Origin of the sequence: Azospirillum sp. A1-3 (assembly GCF_023806445.1) — a bacterium.
Lineage (GTDB): Bacteria > Pseudomonadota > Alphaproteobacteria > Azospirillales > Azospirillaceae > Azospirillum.
Genome location: NZ_JAMSLU010000004.1, coordinates 502,408 through 524,399 on the forward strand (window position 1 = coordinate 502,408; position 21,992 = coordinate 524,399).

General features: G+C 70.2%; 17 protein-coding genes. 3 read left to right on the plus strand and 14 right to left on the minus strand.

The genetic code is table 11. The annotated features are described in order from the left end of the window. Nucleotides 1-14: 14 nt before the first annotated feature. Complete coding sequence (locus M5E06_RS23635) at nucleotides 15-344, minus strand: hypothetical protein (RefSeq protein WP_252140280.1); 330 nt, start codon at nucleotides 342-344, stop codon at nucleotides 15-17. A gap of 140 nt (nucleotides 345-484) precedes the next feature. On the opposite strand from M5E06_RS23635, the gene M5E06_RS23640 reads away from it, so the two are divergent. Continuing rightward, nucleotides 485-1,609: a DNA topoisomerase IB gene (locus M5E06_RS23640; protein WP_252140281.1), complete on the plus strand. Its 1,125-nt coding sequence runs from the start codon at nucleotides 485-487 to the stop codon at nucleotides 1,607-1,609. A 19-nt stretch (nucleotides 1,610-1,628) separates the two neighbouring features. Here M5E06_RS23640 and M5E06_RS23645 read toward each other — a convergent pair whose 3' ends face one another. Then, nucleotides 1,629-3,623 carry a PP2C family protein-serine/threonine phosphatase gene (locus tag M5E06_RS23645; RefSeq protein WP_252140282.1) on the minus strand — a complete coding sequence of 665 codons (1,995 nt, stop codon included), beginning with the start codon at nucleotides 3,621-3,623 and terminating at the stop codon, nucleotides 1,629-1,631. 225 nt (nucleotides 3,624-3,848) lie between these two features. Between M5E06_RS23645 and M5E06_RS23650 the strand changes: the two genes are divergently transcribed. Continuing rightward, nucleotides 3,849-4,223: a hypothetical protein gene (locus M5E06_RS23650; protein WP_252140283.1), complete on the plus strand. Its 375-nt coding sequence runs from the start codon at nucleotides 3,849-3,851 to the stop codon at nucleotides 4,221-4,223. A gap of 13 nt (nucleotides 4,224-4,236) precedes the next feature. On the opposite strand, the gene M5E06_RS23655 is transcribed toward M5E06_RS23650, so the two are convergent. The 3 genes from M5E06_RS23655 to wrbA all read right to left on the minus strand — a co-directional run bounded on the left by M5E06_RS23655 (nucleotide 4,237) and on the right by wrbA (nucleotide 6,287). Further along, nucleotides 4,237-4,620, minus strand: coding sequence for a hypothetical protein (locus M5E06_RS23655; protein ID WP_109151746.1), 384 nt, complete (start codon nucleotides 4,618-4,620; stop codon nucleotides 4,237-4,239). Between the two features lie 62 nt (nucleotides 4,621-4,682). Continuing rightward, nucleotides 4,683-5,648: a glutathione S-transferase family protein gene (locus tag M5E06_RS23660; protein ID WP_252140284.1), complete on the minus strand. Its 966-nt coding sequence runs from the start codon at nucleotides 5,646-5,648 to the stop codon at nucleotides 4,683-4,685. Between the two features lie 36 nt (nucleotides 5,649-5,684). Continuing rightward, entirely contained in the window at nucleotides 5,685-6,287 is a 603-nt protein-coding gene (gene wrbA / locus M5E06_RS23665) for an NAD(P)H:quinone oxidoreductase (RefSeq protein WP_252140285.1), read from the minus strand. A 142-nt stretch (nucleotides 6,288-6,429) separates the two neighbouring features. Between wrbA and M5E06_RS23670 the strand changes: the two genes are divergently transcribed. Then, nucleotides 6,430-7,365, plus strand: a complete 936-nt coding sequence (locus tag M5E06_RS23670; protein ID WP_252140286.1) for a LysR family transcriptional regulator — start codon at nucleotides 6,430-6,432, stop codon at nucleotides 7,363-7,365. Between the two features lie 6 nt (nucleotides 7,366-7,371). On the opposite strand, the gene M5E06_RS23675 is transcribed toward M5E06_RS23670, so the two are convergent. The 9 genes from M5E06_RS23675 to tssL form a co-directional block, all read right to left on the minus strand. After that, nucleotides 7,372-7,764, minus strand: a complete 393-nt coding sequence (locus tag M5E06_RS23675) for a hypothetical protein (RefSeq protein ID WP_252140287.1) — start codon at nucleotides 7,762-7,764, stop codon at nucleotides 7,372-7,374. Between the two features lie 161 nt (nucleotides 7,765-7,925). Then, entirely contained in the window at nucleotides 7,926-9,575 is a 1,650-nt protein-coding gene (locus M5E06_RS23680) for an alpha/beta fold hydrolase (protein ID WP_252140288.1), read from the minus strand. 8 nt (nucleotides 9,576-9,583) lie between these two features. Beyond that, nucleotides 9,584-11,902 carry a serine/threonine-protein kinase gene (locus M5E06_RS23685; protein WP_252140289.1) on the minus strand — a complete coding sequence of 773 codons (2,319 nt, stop codon included), beginning with the start codon at nucleotides 11,900-11,902 and terminating at the stop codon, nucleotides 9,584-9,586. A gap of 54 nt (nucleotides 11,903-11,956) precedes the next feature. After that, nucleotides 11,957-13,585, minus strand: a complete 1,629-nt coding sequence (tagH, locus tag M5E06_RS23690) for a type VI secretion system-associated FHA domain protein TagH (RefSeq protein ID WP_252140290.1) — start codon at nucleotides 13,583-13,585, stop codon at nucleotides 11,957-11,959. A gap of 55 nt (nucleotides 13,586-13,640) precedes the next feature. After that, nucleotides 13,641-14,276: a DUF4123 domain-containing protein gene (locus M5E06_RS23695; protein ID WP_252140291.1), complete on the minus strand. Its 636-nt coding sequence runs from the start codon at nucleotides 14,274-14,276 to the stop codon at nucleotides 13,641-13,643. Between the two features lie 36 nt (nucleotides 14,277-14,312). Next, a complete protein-coding gene (locus tag M5E06_RS23700) occupies nucleotides 14,313-16,376 on the minus strand; it encodes a type VI secretion system Vgr family protein (protein WP_252140439.1) in 2,064 nt (687 codons plus the stop codon). Continuing rightward, entirely contained in the window at nucleotides 16,376-16,966 is a 591-nt protein-coding gene (gene tagF, locus M5E06_RS23705) for a type VI secretion system-associated protein TagF (RefSeq protein ID WP_252140292.1), read from the minus strand. The genes M5E06_RS23700 and tagF overlap by 1 nt, the downstream gene beginning before the upstream one ends. Then, a complete protein-coding gene (tssM, locus tag M5E06_RS23710) occupies nucleotides 16,966-20,475 on the minus strand; it encodes a type VI secretion system membrane subunit TssM (RefSeq protein ID WP_252140293.1) in 3,510 nt (1,169 codons plus the stop codon). Before tssM ends, tagF begins: the two co-directional genes overlap by 1 nt. Nucleotides 20,476-20,567: 92 nt before the next feature. Next, a complete protein-coding gene (gene tssL / locus M5E06_RS23715) occupies nucleotides 20,568-21,959 on the minus strand; it encodes a type VI secretion system protein TssL, long form (RefSeq protein ID WP_252140294.1) in 1,392 nt (463 codons plus the stop codon). Nucleotides 21,960-21,992 lie beyond the last annotated feature (33 nt).

Here is a 21,992-nt window from a genome sequence, read left to right on the forward strand (position 1 = left end):
CTGACGGCCCTGACTTAACGGCGCTGCCCCATCCGAACCCAGGGCGCCCAGGCCTGCCGCACCATCTCACCCCACAGCCGCATCGGCGCCATCCACAGCTCGGCCATGCCGGCCGCCGCCGCCATCGGGTCGGCGGCCGGCTTGCCACCGAGGGGGCCGGCCAGCAGCAGCGGGGTCATCAGGCTGGGGGCGAGCAGCTTGGCCACGGCATCGAAGGACGGGGTGGCGCGGAACTGGATGGCGATCACCTCCGCGCCGTCGTCGCCGGCCTCGCGGTGGCGGATCTGGATTTCCAGGTTCGGCAGATGGGCGGTCAACGTCGTCTCGTCCGGCTTGCGGTCCATGCTCAGGCGCTCCGTTCGGGTTTTTTGGCCGGGGTGGGCCGGAATTTTGCCGATCCAGGATAGGGTTTTTGCAACTGCGAAGAAACCCTCTCCGAAGGGGGTAAAGGCAACCAAACACCGCGCCGGCCGTTGTTGGCCGTATGGACAGCACCCTCCCCCCACCCGATGCGGCCCCGTCCGACGCGGACACCCCCTCGCCCGAGCAGGAAGCCGCCTGCGCCGGGCTGACCTACAGCTCCGACGAGATGCCCGGCATCCGGCGGCGGCGCTACGGCAAGGGCTTCCGCTTTCTCTGGCCCGATGGGGCGCAGGTGACGGAGGAGGACACGCTGGCGCGCATCCGGAAGCTGGCGATCCCGCCAGCCTACCGCGACGTCTGGATCTGCCCCGATCCCGACGGCCATCTGCAGGCGACCGGCCGCGACGCCAAGGGGCGCAAGCAGTACCGCTACCACCGCCGCTGGACCGAATTGCGCGAGGGCACAAAGTTCGGCCGCATGCTGGATTTCTGCCGCGCCCTGCCGCACCTGCGCGAGCGGGTGAACGCCGACCTCGGCCATCGCGGCCTTCCGCGGGAGAAGGTGCTGGCCGCCGTGGTCCGCCTGCTGGAAACCACGCTGATCCGCGTCGGCAACGAGAGCTATGCCCGCGAGAACAAGAGCTATGGCCTGACCACGCTGCGCGACGGCCACACTGAGATCGAAGGGTCGGAGGTCCGCTTTTCCTTCAAAGGCAAGTCGGGCAAGGAATGGAACGTCTCGCTGCGCGACCGCCGGCTGGCGCGCGTCGTTGGTGCCTGCCGCGACGTGCCGGGCGACGAGCTGTTTCAGTATCTCGATGCCGACGGCCAGCGCCACGCGGTGACCTCCGGCGACGTCAACGCCTATCTGCGCGAGGCGACCGGCGCCGATTTCACCGCCAAGGACTTCCGCACCTGGGCCGGCACGGTGCTGGCCGCCATGGCTCTGCGCGAGTTCGAGAGCTTCGACAGCGCCAGCGCCGCCAAGCGCAACGTCACCCGCGCCATCGAGCAGGTCGCCACCCGCCTGGGCAACACCCCCAGCGTCTGCCGCAAGAGCTACGTCCACCCCGAGGTGCTGGACGCCTATCTGGAAGGCGACCTGCTGGAGTCGCTGAAGCGCGAGGTCGAGGCGGAGTTGCGCAACGAATTGGCGGGGCTGAGTGGCGAAGAGGCCGCGGTGCTGGCATTCCTGCGCGAGAGGCTGGAACGGGAAACGGCGTCGCGGGCGCGGGAGAAGCGGTAGGTAGCGGGCTCTCGCCCGCTCAAACGGCCTCCGCCGCCTCCGTCACCGGCAGCAGGCGGCGCATGACCAGGCAGACCAGATCGCCGGCGATCAGGCCGTCCGCTCCCACATGGGACTGCACGCTGCGCAGCACCAGTTCGGTGCGGTCGCGGGCGGACACGCCGCGGCTGTGGGCCAGGGCGGCGGCGAGGCGCTCCTCGCCGAAGGGTTCGCGCTGGCCGTCGATGGAGCGCAGCACGCCGTCGGTGCACAGGAACAGCGTTTCGTCCTGGTTCAGCGTCACCACAGCTTCGGCATAGGGCGCGCCGCGGCGGACGCCCAGCGCCGGACCGCCGGTGGCGGTCAGGAACTCCACCCCGCCGTCGGCGGTGATGCGGCAGGCGCCGCGATGGCCGGCGGCGGCATGGACCAGCGTGCCGGCGACACGGTCATAGACGGCGACGAAGACGGAAGCGAAGCCGTTGAAGGGGCTTTCGCCGCACAGCCGCTCGTTCGCATGGGTCAGGATCGCCGCCGGGCCGACGCCGGGACGGGCCGCTTCGCGGATGGCGCCGCGCACCATCAGCATCAGGAAGGCCGCCGGCACGCCGCCGCCGGACACGCCGGCGGTGACCAGCAGGCTGTAGCGCTCGTCCAGCTCGATCACGTCATAGAAGTCGCCGCTGACCGTGTGGCCGGGCAGCAGCATGCCGTAGAACTGGCTGTCGCGGCCGACCGGCAGCTGGCGGGGCAGCAGGTTGGACTGCACGTCGCGGGCGGCGCGCTGCTCCTCCTCGATCAGTTGTTCGGCGGCGGCAAGCTTCTCCGTCTTGGTCTCAAGTTCCGCCCCGCGCATGACCAGCTGGGCGTCGAGCGTCTCCTCGCGCGCGGTCGCCTCCATCGCCATGCGGCGGAAGACGCGCGACAGCCGGCCGAACTCGTCGTCACGGTCGGCGGCCTCGTTCAGGGTGAAGGGGTTGAAGCGGCCGGCCTCCACCGCCTTGACCGCCTCGCTCAGCCGCTCCACCGGCGCCATCTGGTCGCGGGCGAAGCGCACGCAGGCATAGACGCCCAGCGCCAGCACGAGGACGCCGACCAGACCGCCGATCTTCAACTGGCGGCTCAGCATCGCCCCCGGCTCCGTATAGGGAACCCGCACGACGGCGACCGTCGGCACGCCCGCCGCCGAACCCGCGGCGGTGGTGGGGCCGGCGTAACGGATCGGCGCCAGCGCCAGCATGCTGTTGCCCGACACGCGGACCGCCACGTCGCCGCCCGGCACCGCCGCCTTCGCCGCCGAGATGTCGGCGTCCGACAGCGGACCGCCGGCCCCGTCGCCCATCACCGCCCCACGGGCCAGCACCCGCCCGTCGCGGTCGAGCAGCCATGCCCCCTCCACCGCGCGGGTGGCAAGCAGCCCGTCTATCAGGCCGTCGGTGCCGGCGTTGCGCACGATGTCGGCGAGGCGCCGCACGTCGGTGCCGACCTGGACGATGCGCGGCTTGTCGACGCCGGTCACGCCGGCGAACTTCATCAGCCGGCCGTTCTCCATCGCCGGTTCGGAAACCACCGACGCGGGGGAGCGGTTCAGCAGGCCGGTATAAGCGCCGTGGCGCGGCCCGCCCTTGGCATCCTGGCCGAAGACCGGGTCGGGACCGGCGAGATTGTGCAGATAGGCCCGGCCGCGGTTGTCGGTGATCCACATTTCGTCCGGGCCGCCGGCTTCGGCGATCTGCTTCAGCCGGTCGTTGATGGCGCGCGGCGACTGCTTCGCCGCTTCCGCCATCGCCACCAGATGGGCGGTCAGCGTCGCTTCCGACAGCAGCCGTTCAGACAGCAGGGCATCGACCTCCTGCGGGATGTCGCGGGCCTGGGCGGCCCCGCGCGCGAGCAGCCCGGCGGTCAGCCGCGCCTCCGCCTCGATCCGCTCGGTCAGGGCGGCGCGCGTCGTCCAGGTCATCGTCGTGGTGACCGCCGCAATCGCCAGCAGCACCAGACCGGTGACCAGCAGGATCAAACGCTGTTGGAACGTCATGGGTTTGCGCCCGCCCCCTGTGGCTGAACAAGCAATTTGCCTTTGCCACCGCTTCTACCGGTCCCGGGCGCGCAAGTCCAGGCACCGGTCGGTGTGGACTTGCGGCAGAACGCTCCGCCGGAGCATCGTGCGCAAGATTCAACCGCGGGCGCGACATTATCTCTTTCGTAACCAGATGGTCGGTAAGACGGACAGGATCCGTCGCCTTCCCGCTGGTGCACGCCCATGCCGATGAATGTCCTGGAAATCGCCATCTATGCCATGGTCCTCACCGCCGGCAATCCGCAACCCTACGAATGCGTGGCGGTGAAGCCGGAGGGGGTGAACTGCACCAACGGCCTGTCGGCGAAGCCCGACGGACCGAATCTGCTGTTCAACACCGGGATCCAGGTCATCAAGGACCGTCAGGGCCGCGTGCAGCTGAGCAACGGGCTGCAGACCCGCTTCGACAGCTCCGCCTGGGTGGAATTCCAGGATGCGGGCAAGAAGCCGGTGGTCAGCGTCCGCAAGACCGGCCCGCTGCGCTTCAAATTCTCCAACGGCTTCCAGTGCGAGGCGATGGGCAACCCGGAAGACATGGCCCGCTGCTACAAGCCCTGACGGCAGTCTCTGCTCAGCGACTGATGCCGCGGCGGTCCATCTCGTCTTCGATGGCGCGGCGGTTCTGCCGGATCTGGCGCTGTTCCTCGCTCAACCGTTCATACTGGTTGCGCAGGTCGCGGTCGGAATAGTCGCTGTAGGCATTGCCGCGGCGGTTGCCGGAGGAGCCTTCGTAGCGGCGGCCATCCCGATTCACGTCGCGGTTCAGGTCGCGCTCGTCGCCCGCGCGGCCGTCGCGGTCCTGCGGGTAGGCGTTTGGGTTGACCGCACGGTTCAGCTGGTCGAGTGCCCCGCCCCATCCATTCTGCGATTGCCCATTCTGGGATTGGCCGCTCTGGGCCAGCGCCGGTGACGAGAGGGCCAGGACGGCCGCGGCCGCCAGGATGACTGTACGCATCGGACGTATCCCCTTCATGCGGTTGTCGTTCTCTTATCGACAACCGCCGGGGACGCGATCCGTTACGATTCCAGAGGATCAGGTCCCAGATCGCCACGGCCGTGCGGGGCGTCGAGGTCCAGTTCCGGCCCCTTCGGCACGATGCCGGTGGGGTTGATGGTGGCGTGGCTGCCGTAGTAATGGCGCTTGATGTGGTCGAAGTTCACCGTCTCGGCCACGCCCGGCACCTGATAGAGGTCGCGCAGATAGCCCGACAGGTGCGGATAGTCGGCGATCCGCCGCTTGTTGCACTTGAAATGCCCGACATAGACGGCGTCGAAGCGCACCAGCGTGGTGAACAGGCGCCAATCCGCCTCGGTCAGGCGGTTGCTGACCAGCCAGCGCCGGGTCGCCAGCTTGGCGTCGATACCGTCCAACGCGGCGAACAGCGCGTCGAAGGCGGCCTCGTACTTGTCCTGGGAGGTGGCGAAGCCGGCCTTGTAGACGCCGTTGTTGATGGCGTCGTAGACGAAGGCGTTGACGCGGTCGATCTCCTCCAGCAGGTCCGGCGGGCAGAAGTCGGTGCGCACGTCGGTGAAGGCGTCGAACTCGCGGTTGAGCATGCGGATGATCTCCGCCGACTCGTTGTTCACGATGCTGCCGGTCTTCTTGTCCCACAGCACCGGAACCGTCACCCGGCCGCTGTAGCCCGGATTGGCCTTCAGATAGACCTCGTACAGCCGGCGGGCGCCGGTGACCGGTTCCGGTTCGGCGAAGGTCCAGCCGTCCGACAGCATCAGCGGATCGACCACGCTGACGCCGATCACCCCATCGAGCCGCTTCAGCTTGCGGAAGATCAGGGTGCGGTGCGCCCAGGGGCAGGCCAGCGACACCATCAGGTGATAGCGTCCGGCCTCCGCCGGGTAGGGGGTGGAGCCGTCGGCCGACACCCGGTCGCGGAACTGCGCCTCCGTCCGAACGAACGCGCCGCCGGTCTTCTTGGTGTCGTACCACTGGTCGTGCCACTGTCCGTCGATCAGCAGGCCCACGGCTCCCTCCTCTTCTTCAGCGTTTGTGACGGGTCATCAACCGTGCAGCTTGGTCGCGATCTCGGCGACATGGCGGCCCTGATAGCGGGCGCCGTCCAGCTCGACCGCGCTCGGCCGGCGGGAGCCGTCGCCGCCGGCGATGGTGCTGGCGCCATAGGGCGAGTTGCCCATCACTTCCGAAACGCCCATCTGGCCCTGGAAGGAATAAGGCAGGCCGACGATCACCAGGCCCAGATGCAGCAGCACGGTGTGGGTGCTGAGGATCGTGCTCTCCTGCCCGCCATGCTGGGTGGCGGTGGAGGTGAAGGCCGCGCCGACCTTGCCGACGAGCGCACCCTTGGCCCACAGGCCGCCGGTCTGGTCGAGGAAGTTCTTCATCTGCGAGGCCATGTTGCCGTAGCGGGTCGGCGTGCCGATGACGATGGCGTCGTACTGCGCCAACTCGTCCACCGTGGCGACCGGGATGTTGCTCTCGTCCTTGTAATGGGCGGACTGGCGGACGGCCTCCGGCACCAGTTCCGGCACGCGCTTCACCGCCACCTCGGTCCCGGCGACGGAGCGGGCGCCCTCGGCCACCGCCTGCGCCATCTCCGACACGTGGCCCCAGCTGCTGTAATAGAGGACCAGAACCTTCGCCATCGCCGTCACTCCCTGTTTCGTTGCGTCATCGGGCCGCCGCAGCCGCTCATGGCCGCGGGGTGACACCAAACATAGGGCGCAACGGCCTTTCCGGTATTGCCGGATCTTGGCACCTCATTGTTTCCGGGTGTACAACAATGCCATGGATCGCCTCGACGACATGCTCGCCTTCATCAAGGTGGTGGACACCAAGAGCTTCACCGCCGCCGCCGACCGACTCAACCTGTCGAAGTCGGTGGTCTCCCGCCGCATCGGCGAGTTGGAGAACCGGCTCGGCGCCCGACTGCTGAACCGCACCACCCGCAAGCTCAGCCTGACCGAGGTGGGGCAGGCCTATTACGAGCGCTGCACCCGCATCCTCGCCGACCTGGAGGAGGCGGAGCAGGCGGTCGCCGACCTGCATGCCGCCCCGCGTGGCCGGCTGCGGCTGAACGCGCCGGTCAGCTTCGGCATCCTGCATCTGGCCCCGGCGGTGGCGGAGTTCCTGGAGCGCTATCCGGCCATCGAGATCGACATGGACCTGAACGACCGCACGGTCGATCTGGTCGACGAGGGCTATGATCTGGCGGTGCGCATCGGCAAGCTGCGCGACAGTTCGCTGATCGCCCGGCGGCTGGCCCCGGCGCGGATGGCGCTGTGCGCCAGCCCGGCCTATCTGCAGAAGCATGGCGTGCCGGAAACCCCGGACGATCTGGCCAACCACAACTGCCTGATCTACACCAACGTGCCGACGCCGGACCTCTGGCCCTTCACCGTCGATGGCGAGCCCCGCAGCGTCCGGGTCTCCGGGCCGATCCGCAGCAACAACGGCGATCTGCTGCGCGAAGCGGCGGTGGCCGGTGTCGGCTTCATCATGTCGCCGACCTTCCTGTGCGGTCAGGCGCTGGCGCGCGGCGAACTGGTCAGCGTCATGTACCGCCATATCCCCTCGGAACTGGCGGTCAACGCGGTCTATCCGCAGAACCGCCACCTGTCACCGAAGGTGCGGGTGTTCGTTGATTTCCTGGTCCAGCGATTCGGCCCGCGCCCCTATTGGGACTGCGCGCTGCTGGACACGCTGTCGCCGGAGGAAGGCTGAAACGGCTTATGACGGCTGGTTGGGCCGGCGGCGGGAGCGCAGGTTCAGCGCGGTAATGAAGTTCGGCTGCTGGCCGACCACCGGACCTTGCGAAACCGGCTTCTTCGGGGCGGTGGACAGGAAGCCGCCGACCCGGCCGCGCAGTTCGACCGCATGGTGCGCCGCTTCGTCCGCGGTTTCCGCCACTTGGCGGCGGACCGAGGGCTCCAGCGTGTTGAAGGCGCGGGAGGCGAATTCGAAGGCCGGCTGCGATTTGGTGGCGATCACCTGACGCAGCGCCTTGGACACCAGCACCGTGTCGAGACCGCCCGGCCCCTCCACCCCGTCCAGCACGTCGGCGAGGATGCCGATGGCCTGGATCGTGCGGTTGTCGTCCAGCGAAAGGTCGTGAGCGTCCATACGGGTCTTCCGATCGTCTCAAGCGGTACGGGCCCCGTCCCTGCGGACACCCGGATTGCAGCAGACGAATCATAGTGTTTGCGCCGGCATCTGGCAATGGACGCCATATCGGCCGGCGGTGGAATCGTTAAGACGGCGCTTGGATGTTTATGGCCGAGTGGTCAGGGCCGCGTGGCGAAGGTCGGCGGCAGCAGCCGTTCGACGCAGGCGCCGGCATCTCCGACGGCCAGCGTCTCGACGAAGCGGGCGGCGGCATTGCGGCCGCACAGGCTGGCGCCCAGCACATCATGGCCGAGGCCGCGGAAGGACAGCAGCGTCGCCCGTGGCAGGCTCCGCCCCATCGCCTCGGCCCGCGCCGGGGCGGTGAAGGTGTCGTAGGCGCCGGTCAGGATCAGCGTCGGCACGTCCGACGTGGCCGGCCGGTAGAAGGACGCATCGACCGGCCGCAGCCCCAGCGCCGGACAAGCGGCGTCGTAATCCGTCTCCACCGCCTCGGCCATAACATAGGGGCGCAGGTCGGCGGCGGCGCGGCGGGCGGCGGCGGCGTCGATGTGCGGCCGGTTTTCGCGGCAGCCGACGGTCAGGTTCAGGCCGTAGGCCAGACTGTCCAGCACGGTCCAGATCGGCGGCGGCATCACCAGGGACAGCACGGCCGGGTCGTCCACCCGCCCCGCCGCAGGATCGCCGACGATGCGGTCGAGACGGTCGAGCAGGGTCGGCACCGCCACCATCCCGTCGCCGCTGCCCAGCCGCAGCGCCAGGACGCCCGCCAGCATCGGCCAGTCCAGGCGCAGGTCGGTCTCCCGCCCGGTGACGGGATGGCGCAGCCGCAGCTCCAGCGGTTGCCGCTCCAGCGCCGCCGCCAGCCGATCGACCGCCTGCCCCAGCCGGGGGAAGGCGCGGGCGCAGTCGGGCTGTGCGGCGCAATCCTCCACCATGCGGCGATGGGCCTGCCGGATGGCGGTCAGGCGGTCGAGGTCGAGCCACGTCGCATCCGCCGTAGCCGGGGAATTCAGCACGAGGCTGCGCACCGCCGCCCCGTCGATGCGGAGAAGCGCCCGCGCCAGCACCCCGCCATAGGAGGTCGCGACGACGTTCCAGCGCTCCACCCCCAGGGCGCGGCGCAGCGCCGGCAGGTCGGCCGCGCTCTGGCCGCTGTCGAAATTCTCCAGCCGGTAGCCGGCGCGGCGCAGCGGCTCCAGGCAGGCGGTGGCATCCTGCGCCGTCACGCCGCCGAACCAGTAACGCAGCGGGTCGAGCCCCGGACAGCGCAGCGACGGTTTCGACAGGCCGGTGCCGCGCTGATCGACCAGGATGACGTCGCGGCCGGCCCGCATCGGCGCCAGGATCGCGGCGGTGCCGCGCAGATCGTCGCTGCCGCCCTGCCCCGGCCCGCCGCTGAGCAGCACCACCGGGTCGGCGGCCGGCGCGCCGTTCAGCGCCGGCAGGATCGTCACGAACAGGTCGACCGGCGGGCCGTCCGCCTGCTGCCAGTCGGACGGCACGCGAAAGGACCGGCAGCGCGGTGCCGGCCCGGCCGGCAACGGACCGTCCGGGCAACGGGCCTCCGACAGCGCCGGGAGAGCCGGCGGGACGGGAACGGCGGTCGGGCCCGGCGCGGGAAGAGGGGCAGGGACCGAAGCCGGGACGGGAGCCGGGATGGCAGGCGGCGGCTCCACCGCCACAATTTGCGGCAGGGCCGGAGTAGGGCTCGCCAGCCGGTCGATGCCGAGGCCGAGCAGCCCGCCGGCCAGCGCGCAGAGCGCCAGAAGGCCGGCGATGATGGCCGGACGCCGGCCGCTGCCGCTCATCGGCGGAGCTATTCGGCGACGGTGGCGAAGAAGGCGGACTGGGCGACCACGCCGCCCTTGGCCTCCGCCTTCGCCAGCGCGCCGCGCAGGCTCGCCAGATAAGGGCCGGCCGGCTCCACCTCCTCGCGGTCGGCGGGGAACAGCGGTTCGCGGGTCACCAGCGCCAGGATCATCGCCGGGCCATAGGGCGGGGCGATGGTATAGACGCGGTCGCTCGCCGATTTCGCGATGCCCAGCGTCACCGGCCGGCCGGCCTCCAGCCGGTCGTCGCGGCGCAGCCGCATCGGCACCATGTGGATCGCGTTGCCTTCCATGTCGATGTAATCGACGGTCAGGTAGCCCGAGGTCCCGGCGGTCACGGTGACCTCCAGCTTGTCACCCTTGCGGTAGACCATCGACGGCCGGTTGAAACCCAGCCCCAAGGCGCCGATCCCCTGCGCCTCCGCCCGTGCCGGCAGTCCGGCGGCGCCCAGCGCCTCGCACAGCGGCCAGGGGCGCACGGCGACCTGCGCATCGACGTCGATACCGGCCGGCAGGGCGGTGATCGCAGCCTTCAGGACCCTGGCATCCTCCTCCGTGCCGACATAGCCGCCGATCCGCAGCCCGTTCCCTGCCTCGGCCGTCCCGACTCCGGCGCAGGTGAAGGCACCGGCGGCCGTCTCCACCGCCTTGCGCGCCTCGGCCGGCGTCAGGCGCGGGACCGGTGGAGCGACGGGAAGGGCCGCCTGCTGGACCGGCGATTGCGGCTGAGTCTGACCTTGTGGCTGGGGCTGCGCCGGGGGCGGGCTTGGCGGGGTCACCGTCTGGACCGCCGGCGTGATCGGCAGCGGCGGCGTGGCCGGTTCGGCGGGCTGGATGGCCGGCTTGACCGGGTTGGGCAGCGCGGCCTCCACCTTTGCCGTCTCGACGGGAGCCGGCTTCTGCTGCTGTGCCGATGTCGAGGCGGAGGTGCCGAGCGGCGCCGTCGTCATGCCCGTCGAGGGCGGCGGAGCGGACGCGGTGGCAGCCGGCGGTGCCACCGTCGTCGCGGTTGTCGTCGTTGCGGTCGTCGTAGGGGTGGCGGCCTGCTTGACGGGAGCGGGCGGCTGCGATTGCCCGAACAGCAGGAATCCGGCGATGCCGGCCGCCACCAGACCGCCGACGCCACCGGCGATCAGACCGACCGGCGCCTTCTTCGTCTCACCGGGGGCCTTCCGGCCAGCATCCGCCGGCTCGGGCTTGGCGGCCACCGTCGGCGTCACCACCGTCTTCGTCTCCTTGTCCGGCGTGGAGACCGGAAGGGAGGTGTGTTCGAAGGGCGTGATGTCGGCGGCGCGGCGGGTCAGGGCGCCGACCAGCTCCGCCATCGTCCTGGCGCGGTTCTGCGGGTCCGGCTCCAGCATCGAACAGAGGACGCCGCGCAACGGCTCCTCCAGCGCCGACAGGTCGGGCACCGACATGCGCCGCTCGATCATCGCCTGCGGCGTGCGGCCCATGTCGAGCGGATGCCCCAGCGCCGCCGCGGCCAGCACCAGACCGGCGCTGTAGATGTCGGACTGCGGCCCGACCTGCCCGCCGAACAGCCCAAACTGCTCGGGCGAGGCGAAGCCGTATTTGCCGGCGAAGCCGTCGCCGATGACGGTTCCCGCCCCGGCGGCGGTCTGCTTGGCGATGCCGAAATCGATGATCTTGGCGTTGGCGATGTCGCGGCCGGGCAGGATGACGTTGTCGGTCGACATGTCGCGGTGGATGATGCCGCGCTGGTGCGCCGCCGCCAGACCGGAGGCGATGCGGTCGAGCAGGACGGCGACCGACGCCGCGTCCAGCGGGCCGGCCTGCAGCACCTCATGCAGCGACGGTCCGTCGAGAAACTCCATCGACAGCAGGATCCGGCCGAATTCGTCGCGGAAGACGCCGTCGTAGGACACCACCGCTTCGTGCCGGATCTCGCGCAGTGCCGCCGCCTCGCGCCGCAGCAGCTCGACCATCTTAGCGTCCTGCGCCAGTTCCGGCCGGATCACCTTCACCGCATGCCATGTGTCCATGTCGACATGGCGGGCGCGGTGCACCTCGCCCATGCCGCCACGGGCGATCAGCCCCTCCACCCGATAGGTGTGGCTCAACAGCGTGCCCGGCCCGATCGGTTCCGGAACGGCCCGGATGCCTGTCGGCTCCACACCCGGTGCGGTGGAGGTCGGCACCGGGGTGGACGGCACCGGGGTTGCGGGCGGCGCCGTCAGCCGGGTGGCCTGGGGATCCGCCCCTGTTTCCGTGCCCGTATCCGCCCCCGTGCCGGCGGCGGGCAGGATGGCGGTGGGCTCGTGGCTGTCGTCGGGGGGCTGGGCCATGGAAGGGGCGTGGTCCGGTCAGGGGGATTGATGCGGCGGCGGAGTCGGGCGGATTCAGTCGGGCTTTTCGCCGTCGGTGCCATCGCGGCGGATGAAGCGGTCGTATTCACGGGCGATGGCATCGCCGACGACGCGGTCGAAATCCTCCTCCAGCTCGACCACCAGATCCTTGTAAAGGACCTCGTACTGGTCCCAGTAGCGCGCCTTGCGCGCGGCCGGAACGAGGCTGTCGAGAAGCCGGGTCTCCAGCCGCTGGCTCAGCGCGCCGGGATCGAACTTGGCGACCACCTGCTTCAGCGCGATCTGCAGCGCCGCGGCATAGGCAAGGTGATGGACCTGCACGTCGCTCGCCGCCTCGCGCACCGCGTCGCCCATCGGCAGGAAGCCGCGCAGGCGCGGGTTGGCCAGCACCGACACCGCTTCGTCCAGGGTTTCGCAGCGCTTCAGCGGGTTCTCGCCCGCGGGGCGGAAGCTGGTCTGCTCCAGATGGAACTCGTCCTTGAAACGCGCCCGCGCCCGCAGGCTGCCATGCAGCGCCCCCAGGCTGGCACGCAACGCCTCGCCCAGGCTGCGCATCATCGCGGTGGGATCCGGCAGCCCATCCGGCGGCAGCGGCGCGCCGAACCCCTCGTAGAAGGCGGCGACCGCCGCACCGGCATCGGGCGCCACCAGGGGTGCAGACAGTGGCGCCGGTGTCGGCCTTGGCGCCGGAGCCGGCATTGCCGCGACCGGACGGGGAGCGATGTCGGTATCGTCCGGCAGCGGGTCCGGTTCCGGCGGCGGGACCGATTCCGAAGGAAGAATCGGGGCGGCGGATTTGGGCGGCAGGTCCGGCGCCGCCTGATCGGGCAGCGTCTCGTCGATGTTCCAGTCGTCCGGCAGCGCCTGGGCCGGTTTCGGCGGCGGGAAAAACTGTGGGTCCGGGGTGGCCGGGGCTGCCGGCTGCGGCATGCCGAAGAGCTCGTCATCCCAATCGTCGGGGATGCCGCCGCCGGACGAACGCTGCGGCTCGTCCGGGAATGGGGCTGGGAAAGGAGCCGACACCGGGGCCGGGAAGGAGACGCCAACCGACAGCGGCTGGTTCAGCGGATCGGAATGGTCGTCGACGGTGCCGAAATGCCAGTCGTCCGCCCGCTCCCGCGCCGCCGCCCCACTGCTAGAGGAGGTCCAGGAATCGAAAGGCTCGGCCTCCGAACGCAGCGGCTGGCCTTCGAAGGGGCGTGCCGTCGGGTCGCCGAACAGCTCGTCGAACGGATCCTGCTCAGCAGCATGCCGGGCCGGTGCCGGAGCGAACGGGTCGGCCTCCCCGCCTCTGCCGCCCAGCGAGAACGCCCCGGTGATTTCGGTGAAGCTGGGGGCGCTCAGCGATTCCACCATCGCCTCGATGATGAAACGGCCGATGCGGATGCGGTCGCCCGACGACAGCGGCGCCGTCGCGTTGCGGCCGATCGGCTGCTCCGACCCGTTGAGGAAGACGCCGTTGGTGCTGGTGTCGGTCACCCGGAAGCCGGTCCCGGCCGCTTCGATCACGCAATGCTGGCGCGACAGCAGCAGGTCGGGATCGGGCAGGATCCAGCCGTTCTCCACCCCCCGCCCAACGGTGAGGCTGCCGCCATGCAGCGTCTTCTCGGCATTGCCGCCCAGCGACGCCCGATGGTCGGACACGATCCTCAGCCTCAGCATTCCACCATCTCCACCGCTGGCATCTCCACCGCTGGGGTCTCCTTTGGCTCGGGCATCAGCGGACAGGGGGGGTGCCGGCCGCCCCCGCAGGCGCGCCGAGGGGCACTTCGACGCGGCGCAGGTCGCCGTCAACCAGTTCGAACAGGATGAGCGCCGCGGCGCCCGCGTCCTCCATCATGAACCGGATGCCGGACCCGAACAATGCGTCGCGCTGGGCCGCATCGCTGATCGGCAGGAAGCTGCGCAGCACCGCCGGATCGTAGAAGCGGAACAGGTAAGTCGCCCCCTTCGCGTCGTTGACGATGGTGAGCTTGCGGAAATGCCGGCGCACCATGTCGATGTCGCCGCCGGCCTGCACCAGGATGCCCCAGCCACGGCCCCAGCCCTCCCCGACCAGCCAGTCGGCGACGGCGCCGCCGCGATCCAGCCGGACCAGATAGGGGGCCACCTCGGCCATCTCGCTCGCGGTTTCGCCCTGGTAGAGGGCGCGCATCTCCGCCTCCTCCTCCCGCGCCAGCAGGCCGGGATAGAGGCCGGGATCGCGCGCGGCGTCGACGATCATGTAGAGACCGCGCTCCTCCCCATCCGATCCGCCCTCTCTCTCGCCCTGCGGCCACAGATGATGCGCGAGCCGGGCAACCACCTCCTGCGGGGTGCGGCGGGGGGATGGGCCTGTCATCGCCTTGTTCATGTCTGGAAGATCATGTCCGGTGGGTCATTTCTGGCATCATTTCTGACAGATCTCGCACAGCGGCGTGTTGGACGCGGCGGCGTTGCGCATCACCATCGCCTGCGCGGCGGCCTTCGGGCTGTGACTTTGCGCCGCGCGCGGCAGCTTCGCCTTGGGCGGCGCCTTGATCGAGCCGCCCTTGTCCTTGTCGGCGGGCGACGGCTTGTCGGGCTTCGCCGGCGCCGCGCTCAGCCCGTTGGCGGCACCGCCGCTGTTGATCAGCACCATGGTGCCGTTCATCGAGATGCCGGCCGCGTTCAGCGTGATGAAGCTGCCGCCGACCTTGAGGGTCAGCGAGGCCCCGGCCTCCAGGCACAGGTTGGTCCCGGCATGGACGGCATAGTTGGTGCCGACCTTGTCATGCACATCGACGCCGACATTGCGCGACACGCCGCCGCCGATGGATTCGACATGGTCGCCGTCCACCGTGGCGTGGTGGTTCTTGCCCACCCACTCCCACAGGCCCCCGGCGACGTTCACATGCTGGCCGGACGCCACCGACGTCCGGCTGTCATGGCCGATGCGCAGGTCGTAGTCGCGCTGGGCATGGAGGAAGACCTGCTCCTTCCCCGCCTTGTCCTCGAATCGGATTTCGTTGAAGCCACGCCCGCCGGGCGAACTGCGCGTCTTGATGCCGGACCGCGTCTTGTGTTCGGGCAGGGCATAGGTCGGCAGCGCATCGGCGTTGTTGACCACGCCGATCACCATCGGCCGGTCGGGATCGCCATCGACGAAATCGACCAGCACCTCCATGCCGACGCGCGGCACCGTCTGCATGCCCCACTGATGCCCGGCCCAGCTCTGCGCCACCCGGATCCAGCAGGAGCTTTTTTCGTCCGACCGGCCGCGGCGGTCCCAATGGAACTGCACCATGATGCGGCCGAACTTGTCGGTGTAGATCTCCTCCCCCGCCGGCCCGACGACGAAGGCGGTCTGGATGCCGCGCACCGACGGTTTCGGCGTCGACCGCGCCGGCCGCACCACCGATTTCGCCGGCAGGGCGTGGAAGCTGTTGCCGTAGGAGGCCTTGCGCTTGTCGCCGGGCAGGAACCCTTCATTGCAGGCGTCGAACTCCAACTCCGCCACAACGACCGGCTGGTTGTTCTCGGCCGCCGTCGGGTGGTCGGTCAGCGCGAAGGTCATGCCGGGATGCAGGGTGCGGCAGGCGCCGACGCCGCGCACCCCCTCCAGCCCGCGCTCCTCCGTCTCCATCCGGCGGCGGGCGATCGCGGAGCCGGCATCGCGCGTGGCATAGCGGCCGGGATATTCGAACAGCTCGTATTTGGTGGACACCGGCACCTTGGCGACCGACGCCTCGTCGCTGTCGAGCGGCGTGCGCGGCGCCTGGAAATCATAATCCTTGGTTGCCCAGCGCCCCGACGCGATGGAATAGACCCGCTGCCACCGCTCGATCTGGTCGGCATATTGGCCGCTGGGGTTGAAGCGCAGCGTCGCCGCCGGCAGCTTGGCATAGCCGGCGGCACTGTCCGACAGGATCAGCTTGTGGCGATTGCGCTCATGCGCGAAGTAATAATAGATACCCTCTTCTTCCAGCAGCCGGCTGACGAAGTCGAAATAGGTCTCGTTGTACTGGACGCAATATTCGCGCGGCTGGTAGCTACCGGTCAGGCTGCGGAATTCGAAGTTGGAAAAGCCGAATTCATGGAAGATCGTCTCGACGATCTTCGGCACCGCCATCGGGCCGCCGCTGCCCAGGCTGTGGAAGATGCGGCAATCGCTGGTGTAGGACAGCAGCGACAGCCAGGGCACCACCTCGATCGTGTAATAGCGCTGGTCGCGACCCACCGGCACGCCGACGCCGAGCGAGCGGGCGATGCCGTTGACGTAATGCCGCTCGCCGTCCAACTGGCGGAAGCCGATGTTGACGCTGTTGCCGACGATGACTTCCGGCGCCAGCGGTTCGATGGGGCCGAGCGCATCGATGCGGTAGAGGAAGGGGCTGGACAGCGACTCCCGCCCCTGGACCCGCTCCACCAGCAGCACATCGGGGCCGGCCGGGGTTTCCAGCGACAGCAGACGGTCATCCTGGACGAACTGCATCACGACGCCCCCTCCCCGGCCCGGCCGGTCAGGAAATCGGCGAAGCGTGCCGCGGGCGGCAGGCCGGCGCCGGTGAAGCCCTGCTCCGCCACGCCCTCCCCGCCCAGCGTCCACCAGCGGACGGCAGCGGACGATGACGGCCCTGAGGGTCGCGGCACCGACAGGGCGCCGACGGAGCCGACGAAGGCTTCGACATCCAGCGTGTGGGTCAGGGCGGACAGGGCCAACTCCTCCGCCGCCTCGAACCATGGGTCGTCGGCCTCCACCCCGTCGGCGGAGTGGCCGGGTGCGAGCAGCGCCACCAGGGTCAGCGGGAAATGCCGGCCGGCCTTGTCGACGCTGGACATCATCACGCCGGCCGCCGCCTGCGGGCCACACACGCCGGCCTCCAGCACGAAACGCCAGATCGGCGCGTTGAGGTAGCGGTCCATCCACCCCTCGCCCAGCGCCGCCCGGCTGGCCTGCAACCCGTCGAGCAGCCACTCGTGCCACGGGTCGGCGAAGCTCCGCGGCAGGCCGCGCAGCAGGAAGTCGCCGCGCGCCGGCAGCTTGCCGAAACAGCCGGCATGTCCCATCAAAGACTGGCCCATCAAAGGCTGTCCGGGCATCGGAAGTCCTTGAGGTCGCGGATCGAGAAGGGGTTGACGGCGCTGGTCATGCGCACGTCGAACCCGGCCGACTTGCCGGCGGCGCCGAAGCTCAGCGGGATGCGGTCGGGCACCGCCCCCTTGCGGCCGCGGTTGGCGTCCAGCGTGCGGAACCACGCCCAGCTTCCGCTGCGCTGGGTCATCTCCGGCGGTTCGGTCGGCTGCCCGGTGAAGGTCACGCGCAGGTCGCCCGCCCCACCCGGCTTCGGCCATTGCAGCCCCTGCGCCAGCGTGGCGTTGCGGGCGAAGGTCAGGCGCTGGCCGTCGATGTCCAGATCGACCTGCTCCACCCCCGGTCCGAGATAGGTCGGGCGCAGTTCGAAGCGCAGCGACGGCGCCCGGCCCCCGTCGGGGAAGAAGGCGTCGCGGATCGCCGCCGCATGCTGGAAGGCCGGCAGGACGGCGGCCGGGATGCCGAGGTCGGCGGCCGACGGCTGCCAGCGCCAGGGCTCCTTCGTCGTGTCGACGAACGGCCGCAGCCGGTTGGTGAAGAAGGCGTCGATCAGCCCGCCGGGCGCGAACATCCGGGCGAAATCATCCATGCCGACATCGGCCGAGGCGCCCTTGACGAAGGGATAGCGGTTGTCGAGCGCGCGGCGGCACCAGGGCACGACCGTGCTCTGCCATTCCGCGTTGATCTGCGCGCGGGCGCCGCTCAGCGTCCGCGCCGTGCCCTGCTCCACCAGTTCCTCGGTCCAGCGGCGGACCGGCTGCGGGAAATAGCCGACATCGGTGGCCAGCTTCTGGAACACCTCGCCGCCGCCGTTGGCCGCCAGATCGAACAGCTTCTGCCCGCCGCCGGAGCCGAGCGACAGCCGCGCCAGCACGGCATGCACGGCCTCCAGCTGGCGCAGCAACTCCTCCAGCCGGGCGTTGCCGCTGTTGCGGGTAAAGTCGTTCAACGGCCGGAAGCGGTCGTCGACCATCTGCGTGACCAGCTTCGCCACGCCGCTGTCGGCAGCCGCCGCGGCCACCGCCGCCACCGCGGGCGAGGCGCCGGCCGGCGCCTCCGGCACACGTTGCAGCGTCGTCTCGTTCGCCACCGCCGTCAGCAACTTCTGCAGGGGAGAGCTGCGGCCGGACAGGATGTTGACCTCCTCGGCCAGCGCCTGCGGGTTGGCGGCCGGCACCAGGGTGATGTCGTTCAGCAGCGCGTCCCAGCGGCCGGCATAGTCGCGAAGGTAAAGCGTCAGTGCCGCCGTCTCAAGTTCCGGACCGGCTTCCTCCCCGCGCGGGGGCCCTAGCAGCCAGCTGAGGTCGCGCACCGAGCGCGCCGCGCCGGGCAGGCCCGGTAGCATGACGGAGGTGAAGCCTTGCAGGGTATAGAAGCCTGGAACGCCGTCGCTGAGGCGCGCACCGGAGGACCGGCGGAACACCCGGTCGCCTTCCGGACCGGCCTGCTCCGACGGGCGCCAGTCCTGCAGCTTGCGCGCCGCCTCGCCGTCACGCACGACGGCATAGGCGCGGGCGGCCAGCGGCGTGCGGGCCAGCACTTCGCGCGCCTGCCGGATCAACTCGGCATCCAGATTGGCCTTCGGCAGGCCGGCGGGAGCGGACAGCCCGGCGTCGATGTGGCCGAGGATCGCCTTGGTCTCCTCCTCGCCCGGCGGGGGCGAGACGCGGCGCAGCCAGCCGACGGTCCAGCCCTTCACCTCGTCGCCGTTGACCGGCCCGGCGCCGCCCAGCGTCAGGTAGAGGCGCAGCAGGGCTTCCACCGCCGGGGCGTCGTCGGCCATCAGCCGGTCGCGCAGGTCGCGCTGCACCCGCACCAGCAGGCGCGGCATCAGCAACCCGTTGACGGCACGGCGATAGAGCGTGTCGCCGGCCTCCTCCAGCTTGTCGCCCTGGTAGAGGCCGAAATCGAGCGCCAGCTTCTGCTTCAGCGCCAGCGTGTCATGGCCGGCCGGCAGGGCGCGCAGCTCGTTCAGCACCGGCCACACGCGGCGGATGTCGTCGTCGGCGACGGTGCCGGCGGCCAACGCCTCCGCCTTCGGCCGATAGGCGTCGACCGCCTGCTGTTCGCGGTCGATCAGCCCGGCATTGCCGAGATAGCTGGCGACCCAGGCGGCGGTCGCGGCGATTGTGACCAGCCCGAACAGGCTGTAGGCGATGCGCGGGATCCAGATGCGCCGCCGTTCCGCCGCCGGGTCGAAGCCGACCATGTTGGCCTCGCGGAACACCAGATCGTTCAGCAGGCCGCCCAGGAAATAGCTGCGCTGCTGCCCCGCGGCGACGGCGCCGCCGCGGAAGGGCGCCGCCGGCAGGCCGAAGCTTTCGGCCAGTCCGCCGATCAGCCGGTCGATCTGCGTGCCTTCCTGGGTGCCGCTGGTGAAATAGATGCCGCGCAGCCGCAGCGCCGGCTCGTACCGGTTGGCCTTGAAGGCGGCGGACACGAAGTCGAGCAGCGGTTCCTTCAAGGAGGCGAGCTGCGACGGGAAGGCGAAGATGGCGCCGCGGCGCTCCTGCGCATGTTCCTGCTGGATGCGGTCGACGGCGCGGGCGGACAGCCGGCCGGCGATGCCGTCCAGTTCGCTGCCCAGCGTCGCCATGCCGGCATCGCCCAGTTCGCTCTCGGCCGCCGGCAGGGTGACGCCGACGATCTGCCTGCGTTCGTCGCGGTTCAGGTCGTGGAAGAACTCGTTGAAGCCGGCGATCAGATCGGCCTTGGTCAGCAGCAGATAGACCGGCGCCTTGACCTTGAGCGTCTCGTACAGCTCGCGCAGGCGGCGGCGGATGGCGGCGGCATGCTGCGCCCGCTCCTCCGGTCCGGCGGCGGCGAGGTCGGGGACTGCCATCGCCACAAGCACGCCGTTGATCGGCTGGCGCGACCGCGCATCCTTCAGCAGTTTCAGGAAGGCGCCCCAGCCGGTCTGGTCGACCGTCTCGTGGCTGTCCTGGGTGGTGTAGCGCCCGGCGGTGTCGAGGAAGATCGCCTCGTCGGCGAACCACCAGTCGCATTGCCGGGTACCGCCGACGCCCTTCAGCGGCTTGCCCCCGGTCTGGTCGGCCAGCGGGAAGTTCAGGCCGCTCTTCAGCAGCGCCGTGGTCTTGCCGGCGCCAGGCGGGCCGATGATGACGTACCAGGGCGTGCTGTAGAGATAGCCGTCGCCCAGGCCCCGCTGCTTGCGTCCGGCCTTCAGCAGGGCGAGGGACTCGGCGAAGGTCTTGCGCAGGCCGGCGACCTCGTCGGCCTGGTCCACCGCCGCCATGCGCGCCGCGTCGGCGCCGCCGGTCAGCTCCGCCGTCATCCGTTCCTCGGCCTTGGCGTCGCGGCGCTTCAGCAGGATCAGCACGACGGCGAGGATCGGGAAGGGCACGGCGGCGGCAACCGCCAGCCAGGGCATGTCCAGACCGGCGAGCGGCGCCAGCAGCGTGATCAGCGCCGCGGCGATCACCGCGCCGATGAATCCCAACACTGCGCGGGAGAGCAAGATGGCGGTCAGCCGACTCATTCCGATACCCCTGTCCCTGATCTTCTTTCGGCGTCTTCGCCTTCAGGCGTCTCTGCCGGCCGCTGGCACCGCCCCCGGTGGGGCGGTTCCGCTCATTTCTTGAGGATGATGTCGATCCGGCGATTCGCCGCCCGGCCCTCGGGCGTGTCGTTGGACGCCACCGGCTCGGTATCGGACTTGCCCTCCGCCTTCAGGCGGGACTTGTCGGCGAACAGCGGATCGAACTCCGCCATCACCGATTCGGCGCGGGCCTTCGACAGGTGCCAGTTCGAGGGGAAGCGCAGCCGTCCGCCGCCGGTCATCGGCACATTGTCGGTGTGGCCGGTGATCAGCACCGCGCCCGGCTCCTCCGAAACGGCGCGGCCGACGCGCAGGACCGATCCCCGCACCTTGTCGTTCAGGGTGGCGCTGCCGCTGGCGAACAGGGTGGTGCCGCGCATGCGCACGGTGACCGACAGCGCGTCCTCCGTCACCTCGACCAGTCCCTCGGCGATCTCCGGTTCCAGGAATTTGCGCACGCGCTGGACCTGGGTCGTCGGCGGCGGGGGCGGTGGGGCGATCTGCGGCGGGGGCGGCGCCTCTTCCGCCAGCTTGACCGGGGCGGGCGCCTCGATCACCACGCCGCCATGCGGCGGCAGCCCGGCCAAGCCGGCGAACAGCCGGTCGGACGCGCCGTTCAGCAGGAAGCTCAAGGCCAGGAACAGCAGCAGCAGGAACAGCGCCGTGCCGGCGCCGGTCACCCAAACCGGCAGCGAACTGCGCGGCGGCCGGTATTCCATCGCCATCGCCGCCGCGTTCGGGCAGAGAATGCGGTCGGCGTAACCGCGTTGCTTGACCAGGATGTTGTAGACGTCTTCGCGGATGCGGGCGTGCTCGGTGTCCTGGCGCCCGCCGACGCGGTAGCGGCCGCGGAAGCCCAGCGACAGGCAGAGATACATCAGCTCCAGCAGATCGCCGTACTTGCCCGGATCCTGACGGGCGGAAGCGAGACGCTCATAGAACTGCTCACCGCCGACGACGTTCTTGTGGAACATGCTGGTGACGTTCTGGCGCGTCCAGGAACTCTGGCTGCCCCAGGGGGAATTCAGCACGATGTCGTCGATCAGCGCGCAGAGCACATAGTGCGCCGTCGCCTGGGTCGCCCCGTCCATGCCGGACGCCGTCACCCATTTCTTGAAGTCGCCGAGCGCTCCGATCACGCGCTGGCGCAGAGACTCAAGGTCCGGCACGCCGCCGATGTCGTTCAGCCGCGCCGCCAGAAGCAGCACCGGCGAGGCGGCGGCGGCCAGCGGCGAACGCGCGGCGAAGATGGCCGCCAGCGCCGGGCCGGAAACCCCGACCGCCGATGCCCGCGATGCGAAAACCGCCTCCCCGCCGGCTGAACCGTCCGACGCGGCCGGCCGCCGGCCGCCCGGCGTCGGCATCAGGACCGTGCGTTCCGATTCCGGTCCGGGCGTGCCGCCAAACTGATCGCCGCCTTGCATGTCCACCCCAATCCCCGCGCCGTTCCCGAAACG